At 69.9% G+C, this 14279-nt stretch carries 16 protein-coding genes; 8 read left to right on the top strand and 8 right to left on the bottom strand.

What is annotated here, in order from left to right; translation table 11 throughout:
• Window positions 1–10: 10 nt before the first annotated feature.
• Window positions 11–2245, top strand: coding sequence for a catalase/peroxidase HPI (gene katG, locus AVL48_RS24870; RefSeq protein ID WP_061982031.1), 2235 nt, complete (start codon window positions 11–13; stop codon window positions 2243–2245).
• A 66-nt stretch (window positions 2246–2311) separates the two neighbouring features.
• Here the strand turns inward: katG and AVL48_RS24865 are convergent, their stop codons facing one another.
• A complete protein-coding gene (locus AVL48_RS24865) occupies window positions 2312–3103 on the bottom strand; it encodes a GAF and ANTAR domain-containing protein (protein ID WP_061982030.1) in 792 nt (263 codons plus the stop codon).
• A 15-nt stretch (window positions 3104–3118) separates the two neighbouring features.
• Window positions 3119–3496 carry a VOC family protein gene (locus tag AVL48_RS24860; protein WP_061982029.1) on the bottom strand — a complete coding sequence of 126 codons (378 nt, stop codon included), beginning with the start codon at window positions 3494–3496 and terminating at the stop codon, window positions 3119–3121.
• A 78-nt stretch (window positions 3497–3574) separates the two neighbouring features.
• Here AVL48_RS24860 and AVL48_RS24855 point away from each other — a divergent pair, with 78 nt between their 5' ends.
• Window positions 3575–3916, top strand: coding sequence for an STAS domain-containing protein (locus AVL48_RS24855; RefSeq protein WP_061982028.1), 342 nt, complete (start codon window positions 3575–3577; stop codon window positions 3914–3916).
• A 3-nt stretch (window positions 3917–3919) separates the two neighbouring features.
• Here the strand turns inward: AVL48_RS24855 and AVL48_RS24850 are convergent, their stop codons facing one another.
• A complete protein-coding gene (locus tag AVL48_RS24850) occupies window positions 3920–4252 on the bottom strand; it encodes a hypothetical protein (RefSeq protein WP_061982027.1) in 333 nt (110 codons plus the stop codon).
• Window positions 4253–4504: 252 nt separating this feature from the next.
• Between AVL48_RS24850 and AVL48_RS24845 the strand changes: the two genes are divergently transcribed.
• Window positions 4505–5326, top strand: a complete 822-nt coding sequence (locus AVL48_RS24845) for a SigB/SigF/SigG family RNA polymerase sigma factor (protein ID WP_061982372.1) — start codon at window positions 4505–4507, stop codon at window positions 5324–5326.
• A gap of 121 nt (window positions 5327–5447) precedes the next feature.
• Here the strand turns inward: AVL48_RS24845 and AVL48_RS24840 are convergent, their stop codons facing one another.
• Complete coding sequence (locus tag AVL48_RS24840; protein WP_143104746.1) at window positions 5448–5882, bottom strand: DUF6292 family protein; 435 nt, start codon at window positions 5880–5882, stop codon at window positions 5448–5450.
• An 83-nt stretch (window positions 5883–5965) separates the two neighbouring features.
• Window positions 5966–6406, bottom strand: a complete 441-nt coding sequence (locus AVL48_RS24835; protein ID WP_061982025.1) for an Hsp20/alpha crystallin family protein — start codon at window positions 6404–6406, stop codon at window positions 5966–5968.
• A 105-nt stretch (window positions 6407–6511) separates the two neighbouring features.
• Here AVL48_RS24835 and AVL48_RS24830 point away from each other — a divergent pair, with 105 nt between their 5' ends.
• Window positions 6512–7126, top strand: a complete 615-nt coding sequence (locus tag AVL48_RS24830; RefSeq protein WP_061982024.1) for a hypothetical protein — start codon at window positions 6512–6514, stop codon at window positions 7124–7126.
• Window positions 7127–7247: 121 nt separating this feature from the next.
• Window positions 7248–8084 (top strand): DUF4097 family beta strand repeat-containing protein, encoded by an 837-nt coding sequence (locus AVL48_RS24825; RefSeq protein ID WP_061982023.1) that lies wholly within the window; start codon window positions 7248–7250, stop codon window positions 8082–8084.
• A 92-nt stretch (window positions 8085–8176) separates the two neighbouring features.
• On the opposite strand, the gene AVL48_RS40585 is transcribed toward AVL48_RS24825, so the two are convergent.
• Both AVL48_RS40585 and AVL48_RS24820 read right to left on the bottom strand, forming a co-directional pair.
• A complete protein-coding gene (locus tag AVL48_RS40585; protein ID WP_007031507.1) occupies window positions 8177–8302 on the bottom strand; it encodes a hypothetical protein in 126 nt (41 codons plus the stop codon).
• An 81-nt stretch (window positions 8303–8383) separates the two neighbouring features.
• The gene (locus tag AVL48_RS24820) at window positions 8384–9133 is read right to left on the bottom strand and encodes a nucleotidyltransferase domain-containing protein (protein ID WP_061982371.1); all 750 of its coding nucleotides are present in this window, start codon (window positions 9131–9133) and stop codon (window positions 8384–8386) included.
• 108 nt (window positions 9134–9241) lie between these two features.
• On the opposite strand from AVL48_RS24820, the gene AVL48_RS24815 reads away from it, so the two are divergent.
• Window positions 9242–9718, top strand: a complete 477-nt coding sequence (locus tag AVL48_RS24815) for a TspO/MBR family protein (protein WP_061982022.1) — start codon at window positions 9242–9244, stop codon at window positions 9716–9718.
• Here AVL48_RS24815 and AVL48_RS24810 read toward each other — a convergent pair.
• The gene (locus AVL48_RS24810; protein ID WP_063054140.1) at window positions 9711–11036 is read right to left on the bottom strand and encodes a type VII secretion protein EccE; all 1326 of its coding nucleotides are present in this window, start codon (window positions 11034–11036) and stop codon (window positions 9711–9713) included. The two genes, AVL48_RS24815 and AVL48_RS24810, sit on opposite strands and share 8 nt — an antisense overlap.
• 128 nt (window positions 11037–11164) lie before the next feature.
• On the opposite strand from AVL48_RS24810, the gene AVL48_RS24805 reads away from it, so the two are divergent.
• Complete coding sequence (locus AVL48_RS24805) at window positions 11165–13327, top strand: fibronectin type III domain-containing protein (protein ID WP_061986670.1); 2163 nt, start codon at window positions 11165–11167, stop codon at window positions 13325–13327.
• The gene (locus AVL48_RS24800) at window positions 13324–14277 is read left to right on the top strand and encodes an AAA family ATPase (RefSeq protein WP_061986672.1); all 954 of its coding nucleotides are present in this window, start codon (window positions 13324–13326) and stop codon (window positions 14275–14277) included. Before AVL48_RS24805 ends, AVL48_RS24800 begins: the two co-directional genes overlap by 4 nt.
• The last annotated feature ends 2 nt before the right edge of the window (window positions 14278–14279 follow it).

Raw genomic sequence — 14279 nt, 5'->3', positions numbered from 1 at the left:
AAGGAAGTAAATGAGCGACACCCCGGACAAGGGCTGCCCGGTGGCCCACGACTCCGTGACCGCGCACGGAAGCGAGAGTGAGAACCCGGCGATCGACTCGCCGACGCCGAAGACGGGGGGCCGTCCGCGCACCAACAAGGACTGGTGGCCCAACCAGCTCGACCTGTCGGTGTTGCACGCCCACTCCTCGAAGTCCAACCCCCTTGGCGAGAACTTCAGCTATGCCAAGGAGTTCGCCAAGCTCGACGTCGAAGCCCTCAAACGCGACATCGTCGAGGTGCTCACCACTTCGCAGGACTGGTGGCCCGCCGACTTCGGCCACTACGGCGGCCTGATGATCCGGATGAGCTGGCACGCCGCGGGTACCTATCGCATCCACGACGGCCGTGGCGGGGCCGGTGACGGCGCCCAGCGGTTCGCCCCGCTCAACAGCTGGCCCGACAACGCCAACCTCGACAAGGCACGGCGGCTGCTGTGGCCGGTCAAGGAGAAGTACGGCCAGCAGATCTCGTGGGCCGACCTGCTCGTGCTCGCGGGCAACGTCGCCTTGGAGTCGATGGGCTTCAAGACGTTCGGCTTCGGTTTCGGCCGCGAGGACACCTGGGAGCCCGAGGAGATCTTCTGGGGTCCGGAAGACACCTGGCTGGGTGACGAGCGTTATGCCGGCGACACGGAGATGGTGCCCGACGTCGGCGCCACCGAGATGGGCCTCATCTACGTCAACCCCGAGGGACCCCGCGGTAGCGCGGACCCGGCGGCCGCCGCGCACTTCATCCGGGAGACCTTCGCCCGGATGGCGATGAACGACGAGGAGACCGTCGCGCTCATCGCGGGCGGCCACACCTTCGGCAAGACCCACGGCGCCGGTGTCGCCGACGACCACGTGGGCCCGGAGCCCGAGGCCGCCCCGATCGAGACGCAGGGCCTCGGCTGGCTGAGCACCTACGGCAGCGGCAAGGGCGCCGACACGATCACCAGTGGTCTCGAGGTGACGTGGACCGACAAGCCGACGCAGTGGAGCAACCGCTTCTTCGAGATCCTCTTCGGCTACGAGTGGGAGCTCACCACGAGCCCCGGTGGCGCGAAGCAGTACGTCGCCAAGGACGCCGAGGCGATCATCCCCGACGCGCACGACCCGGCCAAGAAGCACAAGCCGACCATGCTCACGACGGACTTGGCGCTGCGCGTCGACCCGACGTACGAGAAGATCTCGCGCCGGTTCCTGGAGAACCCGGACGAGTTCGCACTGGCGTTCGCCAAGGCCTGGTACAAGCTGCTGCACCGCGACATGGGTCCGGTCCGCCGTTTCCTGGGACCGTGGGTGCCCGAACCGCAGCTGTGGCAGGACCCGGTGCCGGAGGTCGACCACGAACTCGTGGGTGACGCCGACATCGCCGCGCTCAAGGCGAAGGTGCTCGAATCCGGTCTCACGGTCGGCCAGCTGGTCACCACCGCGTGGGCGGCCGCGGCGAGCTTCCGCTCCACCGACAAGCGCGGCGGCGCCAACGGTGCCCGGATCCGCCTCGCGCCCCAGCGTGACTGGGAGGTCAACGAGCCCAAGCAGCTCGCGAGTGTCCTGGAGACCCTGGAGGGTATCCAGCGCGAGTTCAACGACGCCGGCGGCGCGAAGATCTCGCTGGCCGACCTGATCGTCCTGGCGGGTTCGGCCGCCGTCGAGAAGGCGGCGCGCGACGCGGGCGTCGAGGTGACCGTGCCGTTCCACCCGGGTCGCACCGACGCCACGCAGGAGGACACCGACGTCGAATCGTTCGCGCTGCTCGAACCGCGTGCCGACGGGTTCCGCAACTACCTGCGTTCCGGTGAGAAGCTCCAGCCGGAGGTCCTGCTCGTCGAGCGTGCCTACATGCTCGACCTGACCGCGCCCGAGATGACCGTCCTCGTCGGCGGCCTGCGCTCGCTCGGGATCAACTTCGGTGGCAGCAGGCACGGTGTCCTCACCGACCGGCCCGGTGTGCTCACCAACGACTTCTTCACCAACCTGCTCTCGCCGGGGACCCGGTGGAAGGTGTCGGAGTCCGAGGAGAACGTGTACGAGATCCGCGACGTCGCCTCGGACGAGGTGAAGTGGACCGCCACCGCGGTCGACCTCGTCTTCGGCTCCAACTCGCAGTTGCGCGCGCTCTCCGAGGTCTACGCGGGCCAGAGCGCCCGTGAGAGGTTCGCCGCCGACTTCGCCGCGGCTTGGACCAAGGTCATGGAACTCGACCGGTTCGACCTCGACTGAGTCGAAACGCCGACGGGCCCGGCCGATCCTTCGGCCGGGCCCGTTCGCGTTCGCGGGTACTGACGCTCAGAGGCCGTCGAGTTCCGTATGCCGGGCGGCGAGGGTGCTCGCGAGCTCGGCGAGTTTGATGTTGAGATCCTGGGACGTGCGGCGCAGCAGGTCGAAGGCCTCGTCGGCGGTCAGCCCGCGCCGATGCATGAGTATCCCTTTGGCCTGGCCGATGACGTCGCGGGATTCGATGGCCCGCCGCAGATGGCGCGCCTCCAGATCCGCCCGGCTCACGGCGTTGGTTCCGGCCAGCGCGAGCGAACCGTGGGTAGCCAGCAGCAGCGCGGTGTCCTGGGCGACCGGGCCGAGGGCGTCCGGGCGGCGGCTGTAGATGTTCAACGCGCCGGGAAGCCGGGGCGGCGTCGCCTCGGGCAGCAGCACGGTCGACAGGATCGCGGTGAAACCGTGCCGCACCGCGGCCTGCGAGAAGTCCGGCCACCTCGTCTCGTGTGCCAGGTCGTCACTGCGGACGTGGCCGGGGCTTCCGCTGGCGGCGGCGTCGACGCAGGGACCCGTGCCGGCGCGGTACTGCACCGCGTCGAGCTCCACGGCCACCTTCTCGGTCGCGACCGGGGTGTGGAAGGTCCCGTCCGCCGCCCGGAGGGTGACCGACACCAGATCCGCGCCCGGTACCACCCGGTACGCGGCGTCGATGATCTGCTGCAGGACCTGTGCCGGGGTCGAGGCGGTGAGCAGCAGCCGAGTGAGTTCGACGAACTGCTCGGACAGCGGGCCTGACATGACCTGGCCGGAGCCGTCGGTGGAAGCGAACGCGGTCTTGTCGAGCTGCCACAGTCGTTCGTCTGTCATCGGTTACCGTCCAGTTCAGGGGTCGACCCGACGGCGAAGGAGACAGAACACGTTGCCTTCGGGGTCGGCGAGCACGTGCCACGATTCGGAGCCGGTCTGGCCGATGTCGGCCTTGCGCGCCCCCGCGGCGAGCAACCGCTCCAGTTCCGCGTCCTGATCGCGGTCGGTGGGGCTCACGTCGATGTGCAGGGGCAGTTTGCCGGGCTTCGGGTCGTCGCTGAGGCTGAGGACCAAGGTGGGTTGGGGGCCGCCGAATCCGGTTCCGGGCGGGCCGATTTCGATGTCGGCGCCCTCTTTGCCGAGTTCGACGTAGCCGAGTACCTCGCACCAGAACTCCGCCATGCGGACCGGATCGGCGCAATCGAGGACGAGTTCGGTGATGCGGCAGGACATAGGGCGAGATTAGCAGCGAGGGCGCACCGGGCGAGCCTGACGGTTGCGGACCGGCCACCGTGCTTTTACCGTCGTGGAATGGCATTCGACACCGAGGCCGCGCAGCCGACACCACTCGCCATGACCGCGACGGAACATCCGCACGATGCCATCACCATCGAGGTCGCGGGCGATGTCGATGCCGCGACCAGCCCTCGCCTTCGCGCACGGCTCCGTGACCTGGTGGAAAGCCGCCCCAGCGCCGTGGTGGTCGACATGACGGCCGTGGGTTTCTGCGATTCTTCGGGCCTGTCGGTGCTGGTCCAGCTGAATCGCTACTGCACGGAGTCGGGTATCGCGCTGAGTATCAGGCCCTCGAAGGTCGTACGCCGGGCCATCGAACTCACCGGCCTGCTGGCGACGTTGACGATGGCCGACTAGGACTCAGCGGCCCAAGGCGTTCTGCAGCTCCTTCTTGCTCATGCTGGAGCGGCCCTTGATGTCGCGCTTCTTCGCCTCGTTGTAGAGCTGGTCCTTGGTCGGCCCACCCGGCCCCTGGCGGTTGCCGGAGCGTTTGCCGCCACGCTTCTGCGGCGAGGTGTCCCGCGTCGAACTCTTGCTCGCGGTGCGGGATTCCCCGGACTGCGCACGGTTCTTGTTGACCGTCCGCGCGGCGATCTCCTCGGCCCGGTCGGTGCTCGCCCCGCGCTTCTTCTGCGCGGACTTGATGTGCTTGTACTGCCGTTCTCGTTTGTCGCTCCAGCTCTGTTCCGGCATCCCTACTCCTTCGTCCTGACCTGCGGATACCCCGTCGGCGTACGGGCAAACCGTGACGTCACCCGCAGAGGACCCCGCGGTACGGGTGTTTGCCGGAGCGGTGTTCCGGGTACTAGGGAGGAGACGAAGACGAATGGAGTAGATCCATGCCGGCGTTGAGCACCCGGGTGCACCTGGGGCCCGCGCGTGTCCACAAGGGACGAAGGGACCGATGACGAGATGCCGTCCCTGATGGAGGAACTCGTCGAACCGATGCTGCGTGAAGAGCCGCCGCCCGCGCCTCGCGGCCCGGTGAGCCGCAGGCCGCGGCGGAGTGACGACTATTCACACTGCCGCCCGCTGTTCGACGAACTGGCGACCTTGCCGGCGGAGCACCCGCGGCGGCGGGAGCTGCGGGAGAGGCTCATCCTCGAACTTCTGCCGATCGCCGAACACATCGCCGTGCGGTTCAGCGGCCGCGGCCAGCCGCGGGAAGACCTCGTGCAGGTGGCGCGGGTCGGGCTGCTGAAGGCCGTGGACCGGTTCGACCCCGCGCAGGGCGGGGATTTCCTGGCCTACGCGGTGCCCACGGTGATGGGCGAAGTACGCCGCTTCTTCCGCGACACCGGCTGGGCGGTGCATGTCCCGCGTGGGATGCAGGAACTGCGCACCCGGCTGTCGCGGGGAACCACGGAACTCACCCAGCTTCTCGGCCGCGCGCCGACACCCACCGAACTCGCCGGGCATCTCGACCTCGACGTCGACACCGTCCGTGAAGGCCTGCTCGCCGCGAACAGTTACCAGACGTCTTCCCTGGACCGTCCCGTCAACGACGGCGAAGGTTCGGTTCCGCTGTCCGACGTGGTGGGGCAGCTGGATTCCCGATTCGAGCTCATCGAGGACCGGCACACCGTGGTCCCGCTGCTGAACCGGCTGCCGGAACGGGAGCGGGCGATCGTCACGATGCGCTTCTTCGACGGGCTGACCCAGTCCCAGATCGCCGAGCGGATCGGTATTTCCCAGATGCACGTGTCCCGGTTGCTCTCCAAGACCCTGCACGAGCTGCGCCGGCACCTCGACGGCTCTGAGGCTTGAGCCGCGCCGACCGGGTTTCCTGAGTTCGCATACGGCTTCATGTTTTTCGGCCGCGTCGAGAATCTCGACGCGGCCGATTTTCGTGTCTACCCCGGGCAGGAGCGCCGGTGGGGTTTTCGGGCTAGGCGATTTCTCGAAGGGCCGACCGGGTGCGCCTGCCGAGGACGGCTCGCAGGTCGGCCAGTCCGGACGCCGTGCGCAGCGACGGCGGCGTGAGCTGACCGAGGCGGTGGTCGTCTTCGCGCAAAGCCTTGACGAACTTCGAGACCTGCGCGGGCGGCGGGACGACGGTCTTCCCGCCGAGGTAGCGAAGGACGATGAGGTCCTCGCCGGAGTGGGTCTCGATCGCCGCGGCCCAGCCGTGGATCTCGTCCCACAGCAGGGCGACGTCGCGGTCGGGGTGGCCGGGGAGCCGCTCGTCGAGAGCCACGTAGGCCGAGACGGGGACGTCGTGGTCGACGGTGCAGGATTCGAGGCCGACACCGAGCGCGCCGGTGACTTCGGCGAGGTAACCCCACACGGCGTCGAGGGCGGGGTGGGGGTGACGGACCGGCATGGTGAGCGTGGCGGTCAACGAGTTGCCCTTCCTTCCTCGGCCGTCCGGCCCGGGGCGCGGCGGCCCCGGACCGGACGGGATGCTCAGGCCTGGATCTCCTTGCGGTCGGTGTCGGCGCCGGAGATTTCGATACGCCGTGGCTTGGCCTTCTCGGCGATCGGGATGCGCAGGGTCAGCACGCCGGCCTGGTAGTCGGCCGCGATGTGCTCGGTGTCGAGAGCGTCGCCGAGGAACAGCTGCCGGGAGAAGACACCCAGCGGGCGTTCGGAGACCTGCATCTGCACGTCCTTACCGGGCGTGGGCCGCCGTTCCGCCTTGACTGTCAGGACGTTGCGTTCGATGTCCAGTTCGATCGCGTCGGCGGCGACGCCGGGAAGGTCGAAGCAGACGACGAACTCTTCCCCCTCGCGGTAGGCGTCCATCGGCATCGTGGCCGGCTTGGACCACGTTCCCGGGCTCGCGGCGCCGAACATCTGCTGGGTGAGGCGGTCCAGCTCACGGAACGGGTCGGTGCGCATCAACATCGGTTCCACCTCCTGGGGTCGCTGTCTCTGGTGTCAACACGCACTACTGTTCTAACATGTCATCGAAAAGATGACAACCATCGAGTCGTCGATTGGATGACAACTATGGACGCAGACCCGGCACGGATGGTGCGCACCGTGCACGATGTCGTGGCCGAAGCCCGATCCGGCGCCACGGAGCCGGACCGGGTGCTGGCGGCATTGACCACGTTGCGCGCGGTGCGCGAAGAACTGGCGGCGTGGGAACCGGAGCTGATCGCGGCCGCGCGGGCGAGCGGGACCAGCTGGACCGCGCTCGCGCCGGCGCTCGGGGTCGCGAGCCGTCAGGCGGCGGAACGCCGTTTCCTGCGCTTGCGGCCGTCGGTGACCGGGGAGAACACGGGGGAGGCGCGGGTCGACGCGGAACGTGACCGACGGGCGGGTGATCGCGCGGTGGCGGAGTGGGCCCGGCGTAACTCGGCCATCCTGCGGCAACTGGCCGGACAGGCGGGCGCGCTGGACGGGTTGAACGGCCGTGCCAGGGAGACCGCCGACAGGCTCTGCACAGCGCTCGGCGAGAACGACGCGACCGGTCTCCTGGCGCCCCTGGCCGACCTGCGCGCCCACCTTCCGCGCGAGCACACCGGCTTCGCGGAACGGCTCAGGGAAATCGGCGCGCACACCGATCAGGTCCGGCGCGACGCCGTCGACAACCGGCGGGATCGTCAGTCCTCGCCGTGAGTCCCCGGTGTCAGTGTCGTGTCAGCCCGGTGTCAGTCCCGTCGTCGAATGTGGTCACAACGAACCGCCGCCCAGGAACTTCCTGAGCGGCAAGGGGATCACACGACAAGGGGAAACCGTCATGACCGCATACCTCACGCCGGAACCGATCACCGCCACCCTGACCACCGCCGGGGCCCTGGTGCGCATCGCCGCGAGCGATCGAACGGACACGGTGGTGCACGTCGAGCCCGTCGACGGCGCGAACAAGTCGAACGTGAAGGTCGCGGAGGGCACCAAGGTCGGCTTCTCCGACGGCGAACTTTCGATCAAGACGACCAAATCGGGCGACAAGAACGGTTCCGTCGCCATCACGATCGAGCTGCCCGCCGGCTCCAGGCTGATCCTGAACTCGGCGACCACCGACGTGCACGCCGCGGGCCCGCTCGGCGATTGCGAGCTGAACATCTCGTCCGGGCAGGTCCGCCTCGACCGCGTCTCCGCGCTGCGGGCGAACCTCGCCGCCGGAGAGGTCGAGATCGGGCGCATCGCCGGAACCGCCGACATCGAAGGTGGCTCGGCCGGAGTGCGGATCGGTGAGGCCGGGGGCGTCGTCAAGTACGAAGGCTCGACCGGGAAGGTCTGGATCGGCCACGCCCGCTCCGACGTCGAACTCGGCGGCTCCGGTGGCGGCTTCGACATCGATCACGCCGAGGGCGACGTCCTCGCCACCACGGGCAACTGCCCCATCAGGATCGGCCGGATGACCCGCGGGCAGGCGAACCTGACGAACGCCGGTGGCGGCATCGAGGTCGGTGTCAGTGAAGGCAGCTCCGCCTTGGTGGACGCGAAGAGCACGAAGGGGACGGTGCGCAGCACGCTGCCCGTCCAGGACCGCGGCCGGTTCGACGAGCAGGTGACGATCCACGCCCGTACCCGGCTGGACGACATCGTGATCCGCCCCGTCGCCGTCGCTTGAGCGGTAAGGCAATGTGGCGGGCTCCAGTCCGTGAAGGCCTCCTTGAGGGACTCAGGGTCCCTCAAGGAGGCCTTCACGGACTTCCGCAGGCCTTACTGGCAGGCTTCGCAGTCGGGGTCGTCGATGCGGCAAGCGGCGCCGTCGGTGAGCGGGAAGTCGAAGTCGTCGAGCGCGGGGACGGCCAGAGCGGTTTCTTCCGGCGTGGCGGTGGCGGACATGAGCACTCCCTTGGGTACGAACGGGTTCCATCTCTCTGTAGCGCTGAGGATCGCCGGTCATTCCGTGACGCGCGCCACAGCTCAGGCGGCGGCCTGGAACAGCGCTTCCGCCTCGTCAACGGCTCGGGCGAGGACGCCGGGATCCGTGCGCAGACCGGCGACGATCGCGTCGAGCTCGCGCAATCCCGCCCGCCGCAGCAGGCGTTTCTCGTTGGTGACCCATTCCCCGCGGGCCGCGAGTACCGCGTGCGCCGTTTCCATGGCGGCGGTGGCGAGTGCGCCCGCGACCTCCGTGGCCTGTCCTCGCGGGACGAAGGCGCCTCGGGTGTAGCGCAGCGTCAGTTCCGCTCGGCCCCGCCACATCGCCGGAGCCGACTCGCGTAACGGGTCCGGATACTCCGGGCGTGGCAAGTCGCCGCGCAGTACCCGGTTGACCGCGAGTTCGGCGACCACCAGGTAGCTCGGGATACCCGCGAGGTGGAACATCAACGGCTCCCAGTGGAACCGGCCTCGCCGGGCTTCGGCGAGGTGGTGTTCGACGGCGTCGAGGTCACGGTAGTGGACGTCGACCCGCCTGCCGTCGATCGTCAGCCAGGCGCCGCCGTTGAACACGCCACCGCCCCAGGCGCCGATTTCGGAGACCTCGCCGTCCCAGCCGACGGCGCGCAGCTCAGCCGGGTCGAAGTCACCGCGGTAGTAGACGGCGAAATCCCAGTCGCTGCCGGGTCCATGGGTGTTCTGGGCACGGGATCCGCCGAGGGTGACGGCGTGCACGGCGGGCAGTGCGGCCAGCCTGTCGGCCACGTGGGCAAGGAAGGTGTCGTCGCTCATCGCGAAAACGATCTTAGTGACGGCCGCCAGCCGACGCGACGCGTTTTGAGCGCGCGAGACGTCGTCCACGGCCGTACGCTCGAAACACGCGAAAGACGGGAGCCGAGGATGACCCCCATCCCCCAGCGACTTCGCACGCCACTGGCGTTCCTGCCGTTCCTGGCCGCGGTGGCGGTGGCCGCACTCGTCGGCGGCCTGGCCGCGTCCGACGCCCGATCTGTCTACAGTGGACTCGACTTGCCGCCGTTCGCGCCGCCCGCTTGGCTGTTCGGTCCGGTGTGGACGGTCCTGTACCTCGGGATCGCGGTGTCGGGCTGGCTGTACTGGAAATCCGGCGGCGAGCGCCGGGGGCTGGTCTGGTACGCGGTGCAACTGGCCCTGAACGCCCTGTGGACTCCGCTGTTCTTCGCCGCCGGCGCGTACGGCCTCGCCTTGGCCGACATCATCCTGCTCGACATCGCCATCGTCGTCACCGCGCTGCACTTCCGCCGGTCTTCCCCGGTTTCGGCCGCGTTGCTGCTGCCGTACCTGGCTTGGACGTGCTACGCGACGGCGCTCAACATCGCGATCGTCGCCCTCAACTGACCCCGATCGGCAACGTGGCGGCCACTCCCCGGGCGTGCCTGCCGTCGAGCCGGTCCAGGGCGAGCCCGGCCCGGCGGGCGGCGAGGTCCAGGTCCCGCGCCGCGTGGTCCACCGCACGGGCCCCCGCGGCGGCGACCCGGATCGTCGCACTGACCCGGGGTTCGGCCTCGGCGGCGCCCCGGCGCGCGGTCACGGCGAGGGTCACCGCCGCCCCCGGGGCGGCGGCGAGCAGGCGGCGCGACAGTTGGGCCGCGAGCACGGGGGACAGCGAGGCCCAGCCCTCGATCCGGAACGTCGCCTGGCGGATCGGGCCGCTGTGCCAGAACCGCCATTCCTCCCGGATCCGCGCCCGGCCCGCCGTGACGTGCGCCAGCGACGCGAGCGCGCCGAGGACCTCGTTCTCGGCGAGCGCCCGCACCGGCAGCCCGTCGCGACGGAGCTGACGCCGCACGCGCCGGACCGTGTTTCCCAGTGCCTGCCGCACATCGGCGTCACGGTGGACGTCGACCGTGCGCAGCGCCTGCAGCGCGACCCAGCCGCGCGGTGGCCGCGAGCGGTCCGCGCCGATGTGCTGGATGACCTGCGCGGCGGCGTCCGAAGTCTGTTCACCCGGCGGCAGCAACGTCTCCGGCGAGGGCATCGGCCGCTCGCGGACGGCGGTCTTCGGTTGCAGCACCGCGGTGATCCCGTCGGCGCGGCTGACCATGAACACCGTCTCGTCGCCGATCTCGCCGGTGGTCCCCGCCGCTTCGGGCGACAACAGGCGCAGCAACGCCCGGCCCGCCTCGCCCGTGTTCCGGAGATCCCGGTCACGGTCACGCGTCAGGTATCCCGACGCCGAACCGAGCCATTCGTAGAGCCAGCGTCCGCGAACCCGTACCGCCGTCAGCGCCACGGTCACCACCGCCGCGGTGATCACCGCGGCCGCCAGCGGCCATGGCCGCCCCGCCACCAGGACGAGCGCGACGAGGACGAGTTGCCAGCAGACGATCTGCGGTACCCCGATCCCACCGAAGCGGCCGGCACGCCGTACCGGGGCGGGCCCGGGCGGATCCGGGCGCGGATTCGGGGGCGGCGCGCCGTGCCTCGGTGCGGGAGCGGGCACCGCGGCCGCCCAGGGCGGCCGTTGCTCGGTTCGGCGAGCGGCCGTCAGCGCGGCGAGCGCGGCCTCGCGCGCCGCGGCCCGGGCGGCGGGCGCGGCGTAGGCGAGCGGGTCCGCCGGCGCGACGGGCCGCGGTACGGCCGGTGCGGGCCGGGGAAGCGGCGGGGGCGGCGCGGTGAACCGCCCGCCCGTCCTGGCCGCGCCGGGATCGGACATCGTCGAGCCTCCTCAAGCAGTGTCCGCCTGAGCGTGCCGGGCGAACATGAGGTTTCGATGACACGAGGCGCCAAGCCCGGGACAGGCTGTTTCATCGAAATTTCATGGTCGGTCTCTAGCTTGATCGCGTGAACACCGAGGAGCAGGGCACGAAGCGGTTCAGCGTGGTGGCGCGGACCCGGGCGGCCGTGGCGCTGGTGGTCGCGGGCTCCCTGGCGCTGGTCGGCTTGGCCGTGACAGGGCAGGCGTCGACCCCGGACGGGCTGGAGTTCGTCCAGGTCGGTCACTGGGTCTACAACGACGCCGCCCAGTCGGCGTTCCACGTCGACGGCTCGACGAACCGCGTCGACGCGCGCGCGAGCGTGCCCGGCGCCGAACGCGGCAGCCAGGTCGTCCAGGGGGACGACTCGGGTTACGTCGTCGAGCGGAACCGCATCACGGAGTTCGACAAGGCGACCTTGAGCGTGGAGGAGTCCACTCCGCCGCCCGCGCCGGAGACGCCGTTCGTGCTGGAGATCGCGGGTGGTCCGTATCTGATCTACCGCAACGCCGGTCAGCTCGTGCGGCTCGGCGACCCGACCGCGACAGTGCCCGCAGGGGGGCCATTGTCCCGGCCGGTCGCGACCGCCGACGGCACGGTGTGGGTGCACCGCGTCGACAACGGCTCCCTTTGCGAACTGCCCAGGGGCGCCGCCGTCCTGTCCTGCACCGCGCATCTCCCACCGGCACACACCGGAGGGCTCACGCTGGTGGGTGACCGGCCGGTCGTGCTCGACACCACCGGCGACAGCCTCCACCGGGTCGGCCCGGGCGGGCTCGGGGAGGGCCTTCCCCTCGGCATCAAGCTCTCGCCGTCGGCGCAGGTGGCCAACAGCGCGGTCGGTGACCGGCTGGCCATCGCCGACCCGGAGCGCAACCAGCTCCACCTGATCGACATCAGCGGCCTCGACCAGGACCGCCCGGCCGCGAAACCGATTTCGGTCGAGCTGACCAAGGGCAGCCGGTTCAACGGCCCGGTTTCGTCGTCGAACGTCGTCGCCATGGTCGACGAAACCCGCGGCGAGGTGCTGACCTACGACGGCGGCGGCACGCTCAAGGCCACCACGAAGGTGCCCGGCCAGGGCACGCCACCGCGGTTGGCCAAGGGTGAGGACAACCGGATCTACGTCGACAGCTCCGACGGTTCGCACGTGCTGGTGGTCAACGGTGACAACGGCACGGTGCTCGACGTCGACGTCGACAAGGCCGCCAACAGCCAGACCGCGGGCGAGCCGACGGCCGATCCGGAGCCTCAGCCCGGCAACGAACCGCCTGCGCGGCAACCAGAGCAACCAGAGCAACCACAACAACCTCAGCAGCCGCAGGCGCCGCCGCCCACCCGGAAGCCCGTCCTGCCACCGGTGGCGAAGGCGACCCCGCCCGGCGCGCCGCGGAACGTGGGCGCGACCGCCGGGGACGGTTCGATCAAGGTCTCGTGGAGCCCGGCCGCCGACAACGGCGCGCGGGTCACCGGCTACCGGCTGACCTGGTCCGGCGGATCCATGCGGGTCGGCGGATCGGCGCGTTCCGCCACCGTCACCGGGCTGGCGAACGGAACCGCGTACGTCATCACCGTGGTCGCGGAGAATTCGGCCGGTATCGGAGCGGGTGCCGGCGCCAGGGCCACCCCGGTGCCGGCGGGCAAACCGGCGGGCGCCCCGGTCGTCACCGCGAACGCCGGTGCCGACGGCAAGGTTTCGGTGAGCTGGACCCAACCCGACCTCCGGGGCGGCACGCTGGTGCACTACCTGGTGAGCGCCACGGGCAAGGGAGAGCGCACGCTTTCGGCCACGTCCACGGAGTTCACCGGAATCACCGGGACGGCCACCGTCACGGTCCGGGCGGTCACGAAGTTCGGTTCGGGAACCACGCTCACCGGGGCCGCCGGCAGCAAGAAGGTCACCGTGGCGGTGGCTTCGGGACCGCCGAAGATCACCATCACCCAGGTTCGCAGCACCAACAGCCTGGTCGTGTCCGTCAACGCGGAGGGAAAGGGCGCTCCGGCGACCTGCACCGCGGAGTTCAACGGGCTGGCGAGCAAAGCGACCGCGTGTTCCGGACCGACGAATCTCGTCATCTCGAACGTGATCTGGGGCGGGGCGATCACGATCAACGCCACCATCAAGACCTCGGCGGGAACCGCCTCGGACAGCTGGACCGGGGTGCCGACGGTGAACGGCGGTGCGCTGTTCTGGCTCGGCCCGCTGGCGCTGGTCGGTATGCGCCGACGAAAGGACAAGGAAGTTCTGTGACACTCACACCCAGGGTCGCCTACGAGCAGATCGCCGAGAACGTGCAGTCGGTGGTGCGCGGCAAGCCCGAAGTCGTCCGCCTCACCGTGGCGGCGCTGTTCGCCGAGGGACACCTGCTGATGGAGGACGTGCCCGGCGTCGGGAAGACGACGATCGCCCGTTGCCTCGCCGCCAGCATCGGCGGCCGCTGGAACCGCATCCAGTTCACCCCCGACCTGTTGCCCGGCGACATCACCGGCGTGATGGTCTACCACCAGAACAACGAGCGGTTCCAGTTCCACCCCGGCGGGATCTTCGCCAACGTGGTGCTGGCCGACGAGATCAACCGCGGCACCCCGAAAACGCAGGCCGCGCTGCTGGAGGTGATGGCCGAGCGGCGGGTGACCGTCGATTCGGTCAGCCAGGCCGTGCCGCGGCCGTTCCTCGTGGTGGCCACGCAGAACCCGATCGAGCTGGAGGGAACCTACCGGCTTCCCGAAGCCCAGCTGGACCGTTTCCTCATGCGGATTTCCGTCGGCTATCCGGATCTCGAATCCGAGATGCGGGTGGTGATGGGGGACTGCGCCGGGGTGACGCCGGACGAACTGAAGCCGGTGCTGAGCATCGAGGACGTCCAGCGGGTGATCGACGAGGTCCGGAAGTCCCATCTGGCACCGGAAATCGTCAACTACGCGGTCCGCCTCGCCGCGGCGAGCCGGTCGCATCCGGACGTCCGCTACGGAGCGAGCCCGCGCGGCAGTATCGCGCTGATCCGGGCGGCACAGGCACTCGGCGCCACCTACGGCCGCGATTTCGTCACCCCGGACGACGTCAAGGACGTCGCGCACCCGGTACTCGACCATCGTCTCGTGCTGACGCCCGACGCGGAGCTCAACCAGCGGCGGACCGCCGAGATCGTCGACGAAATCCTGGGTGCGACAGCGGCTCCCATGGCCGCGATGGGGCGGTAGGC

Source organism: Amycolatopsis regifaucium (assembly GCF_001613935.1).
GTDB classification, from domain to species: domain Bacteria; phylum Actinomycetota; class Actinomycetes; order Mycobacteriales; family Pseudonocardiaceae; genus Amycolatopsis; species Amycolatopsis regifaucium.
This window is presented reverse-complemented; position numbering and strand designations above follow the sequence as displayed.

Bases quoted from the DNA above. Each gene is read 5' to 3' on its own strand.
- AVL48_RS24820 (WP_061982371.1), bottom strand. From the start codon at position 9,133: ATGAGCGACGACACCTTCCTTGCCCACGTGGCCGACAGGCTGGCCGCA.
- AVL48_RS40585 (WP_007031507.1), bottom strand. From the start codon at position 8,302: ATGTCCGCCACCGCCACGCCGGAAGAAACCGCTCTGGCCGTCCCCGCG.
- AVL48_RS24845 (WP_061982372.1), top strand. From the start codon at position 4,505: ATGCTGCGTGAAGAGCCGCCGCCCGCGCCTCGCGGCCCGGTGAGCCGC.
- AVL48_RS24825 (WP_061982023.1), top strand. From the start codon at position 7,248: ATGACCGCATACCTCACGCCGGAACCGATCACCGCCACCCTGACCACC.
- AVL48_RS24855 (WP_061982028.1), top strand. From the start codon at position 3,575: ATGGCATTCGACACCGAGGCCGCGCAGCCGACACCACTCGCCATGACC.
- AVL48_RS24835 (WP_061982025.1), bottom strand. From the start codon at position 6,406: ATGTTGATGCGCACCGACCCGTTCCGTGAGCTGGACCGCCTCACCCAG.
- katG (WP_061982031.1), top strand. From the start codon at position 11: ATGAGCGACACCCCGGACAAGGGCTGCCCGGTGGCCCACGACTCCGTG.
- AVL48_RS24810 (WP_063054140.1), bottom strand. From the start codon at position 11,036: ATGTCCGATCCCGGCGCGGCCAGGACGGGCGGGCGGTTCACCGCGCCG.
- AVL48_RS24840 (WP_143104746.1), bottom strand. From the start codon at position 5,882: ATGCCGGTCCGTCACCCCCACCCCGCCCTCGACGCCGTGTGGGGTTAC.
- AVL48_RS24850 (WP_061982027.1), bottom strand. From the start codon at position 4,252: ATGCCGGAACAGAGCTGGAGCGACAAACGAGAACGGCAGTACAAGCAC.
- AVL48_RS24815 (WP_061982022.1), top strand. From the start codon at position 9,242: ATGACCCCCATCCCCCAGCGACTTCGCACGCCACTGGCGTTCCTGCCG.
- AVL48_RS24865 (WP_061982030.1), bottom strand. From the start codon at position 3,103: ATGACAGACGAACGACTGTGGCAGCTCGACAAGACCGCGTTCGCTTCC.
- AVL48_RS24860 (WP_061982029.1), bottom strand. From the start codon at position 3,496: ATGTCCTGCCGCATCACCGAACTCGTCCTCGATTGCGCCGATCCGGTC.
- AVL48_RS24830 (WP_061982024.1), top strand. From the start codon at position 6,512: ATGGACGCAGACCCGGCACGGATGGTGCGCACCGTGCACGATGTCGTG.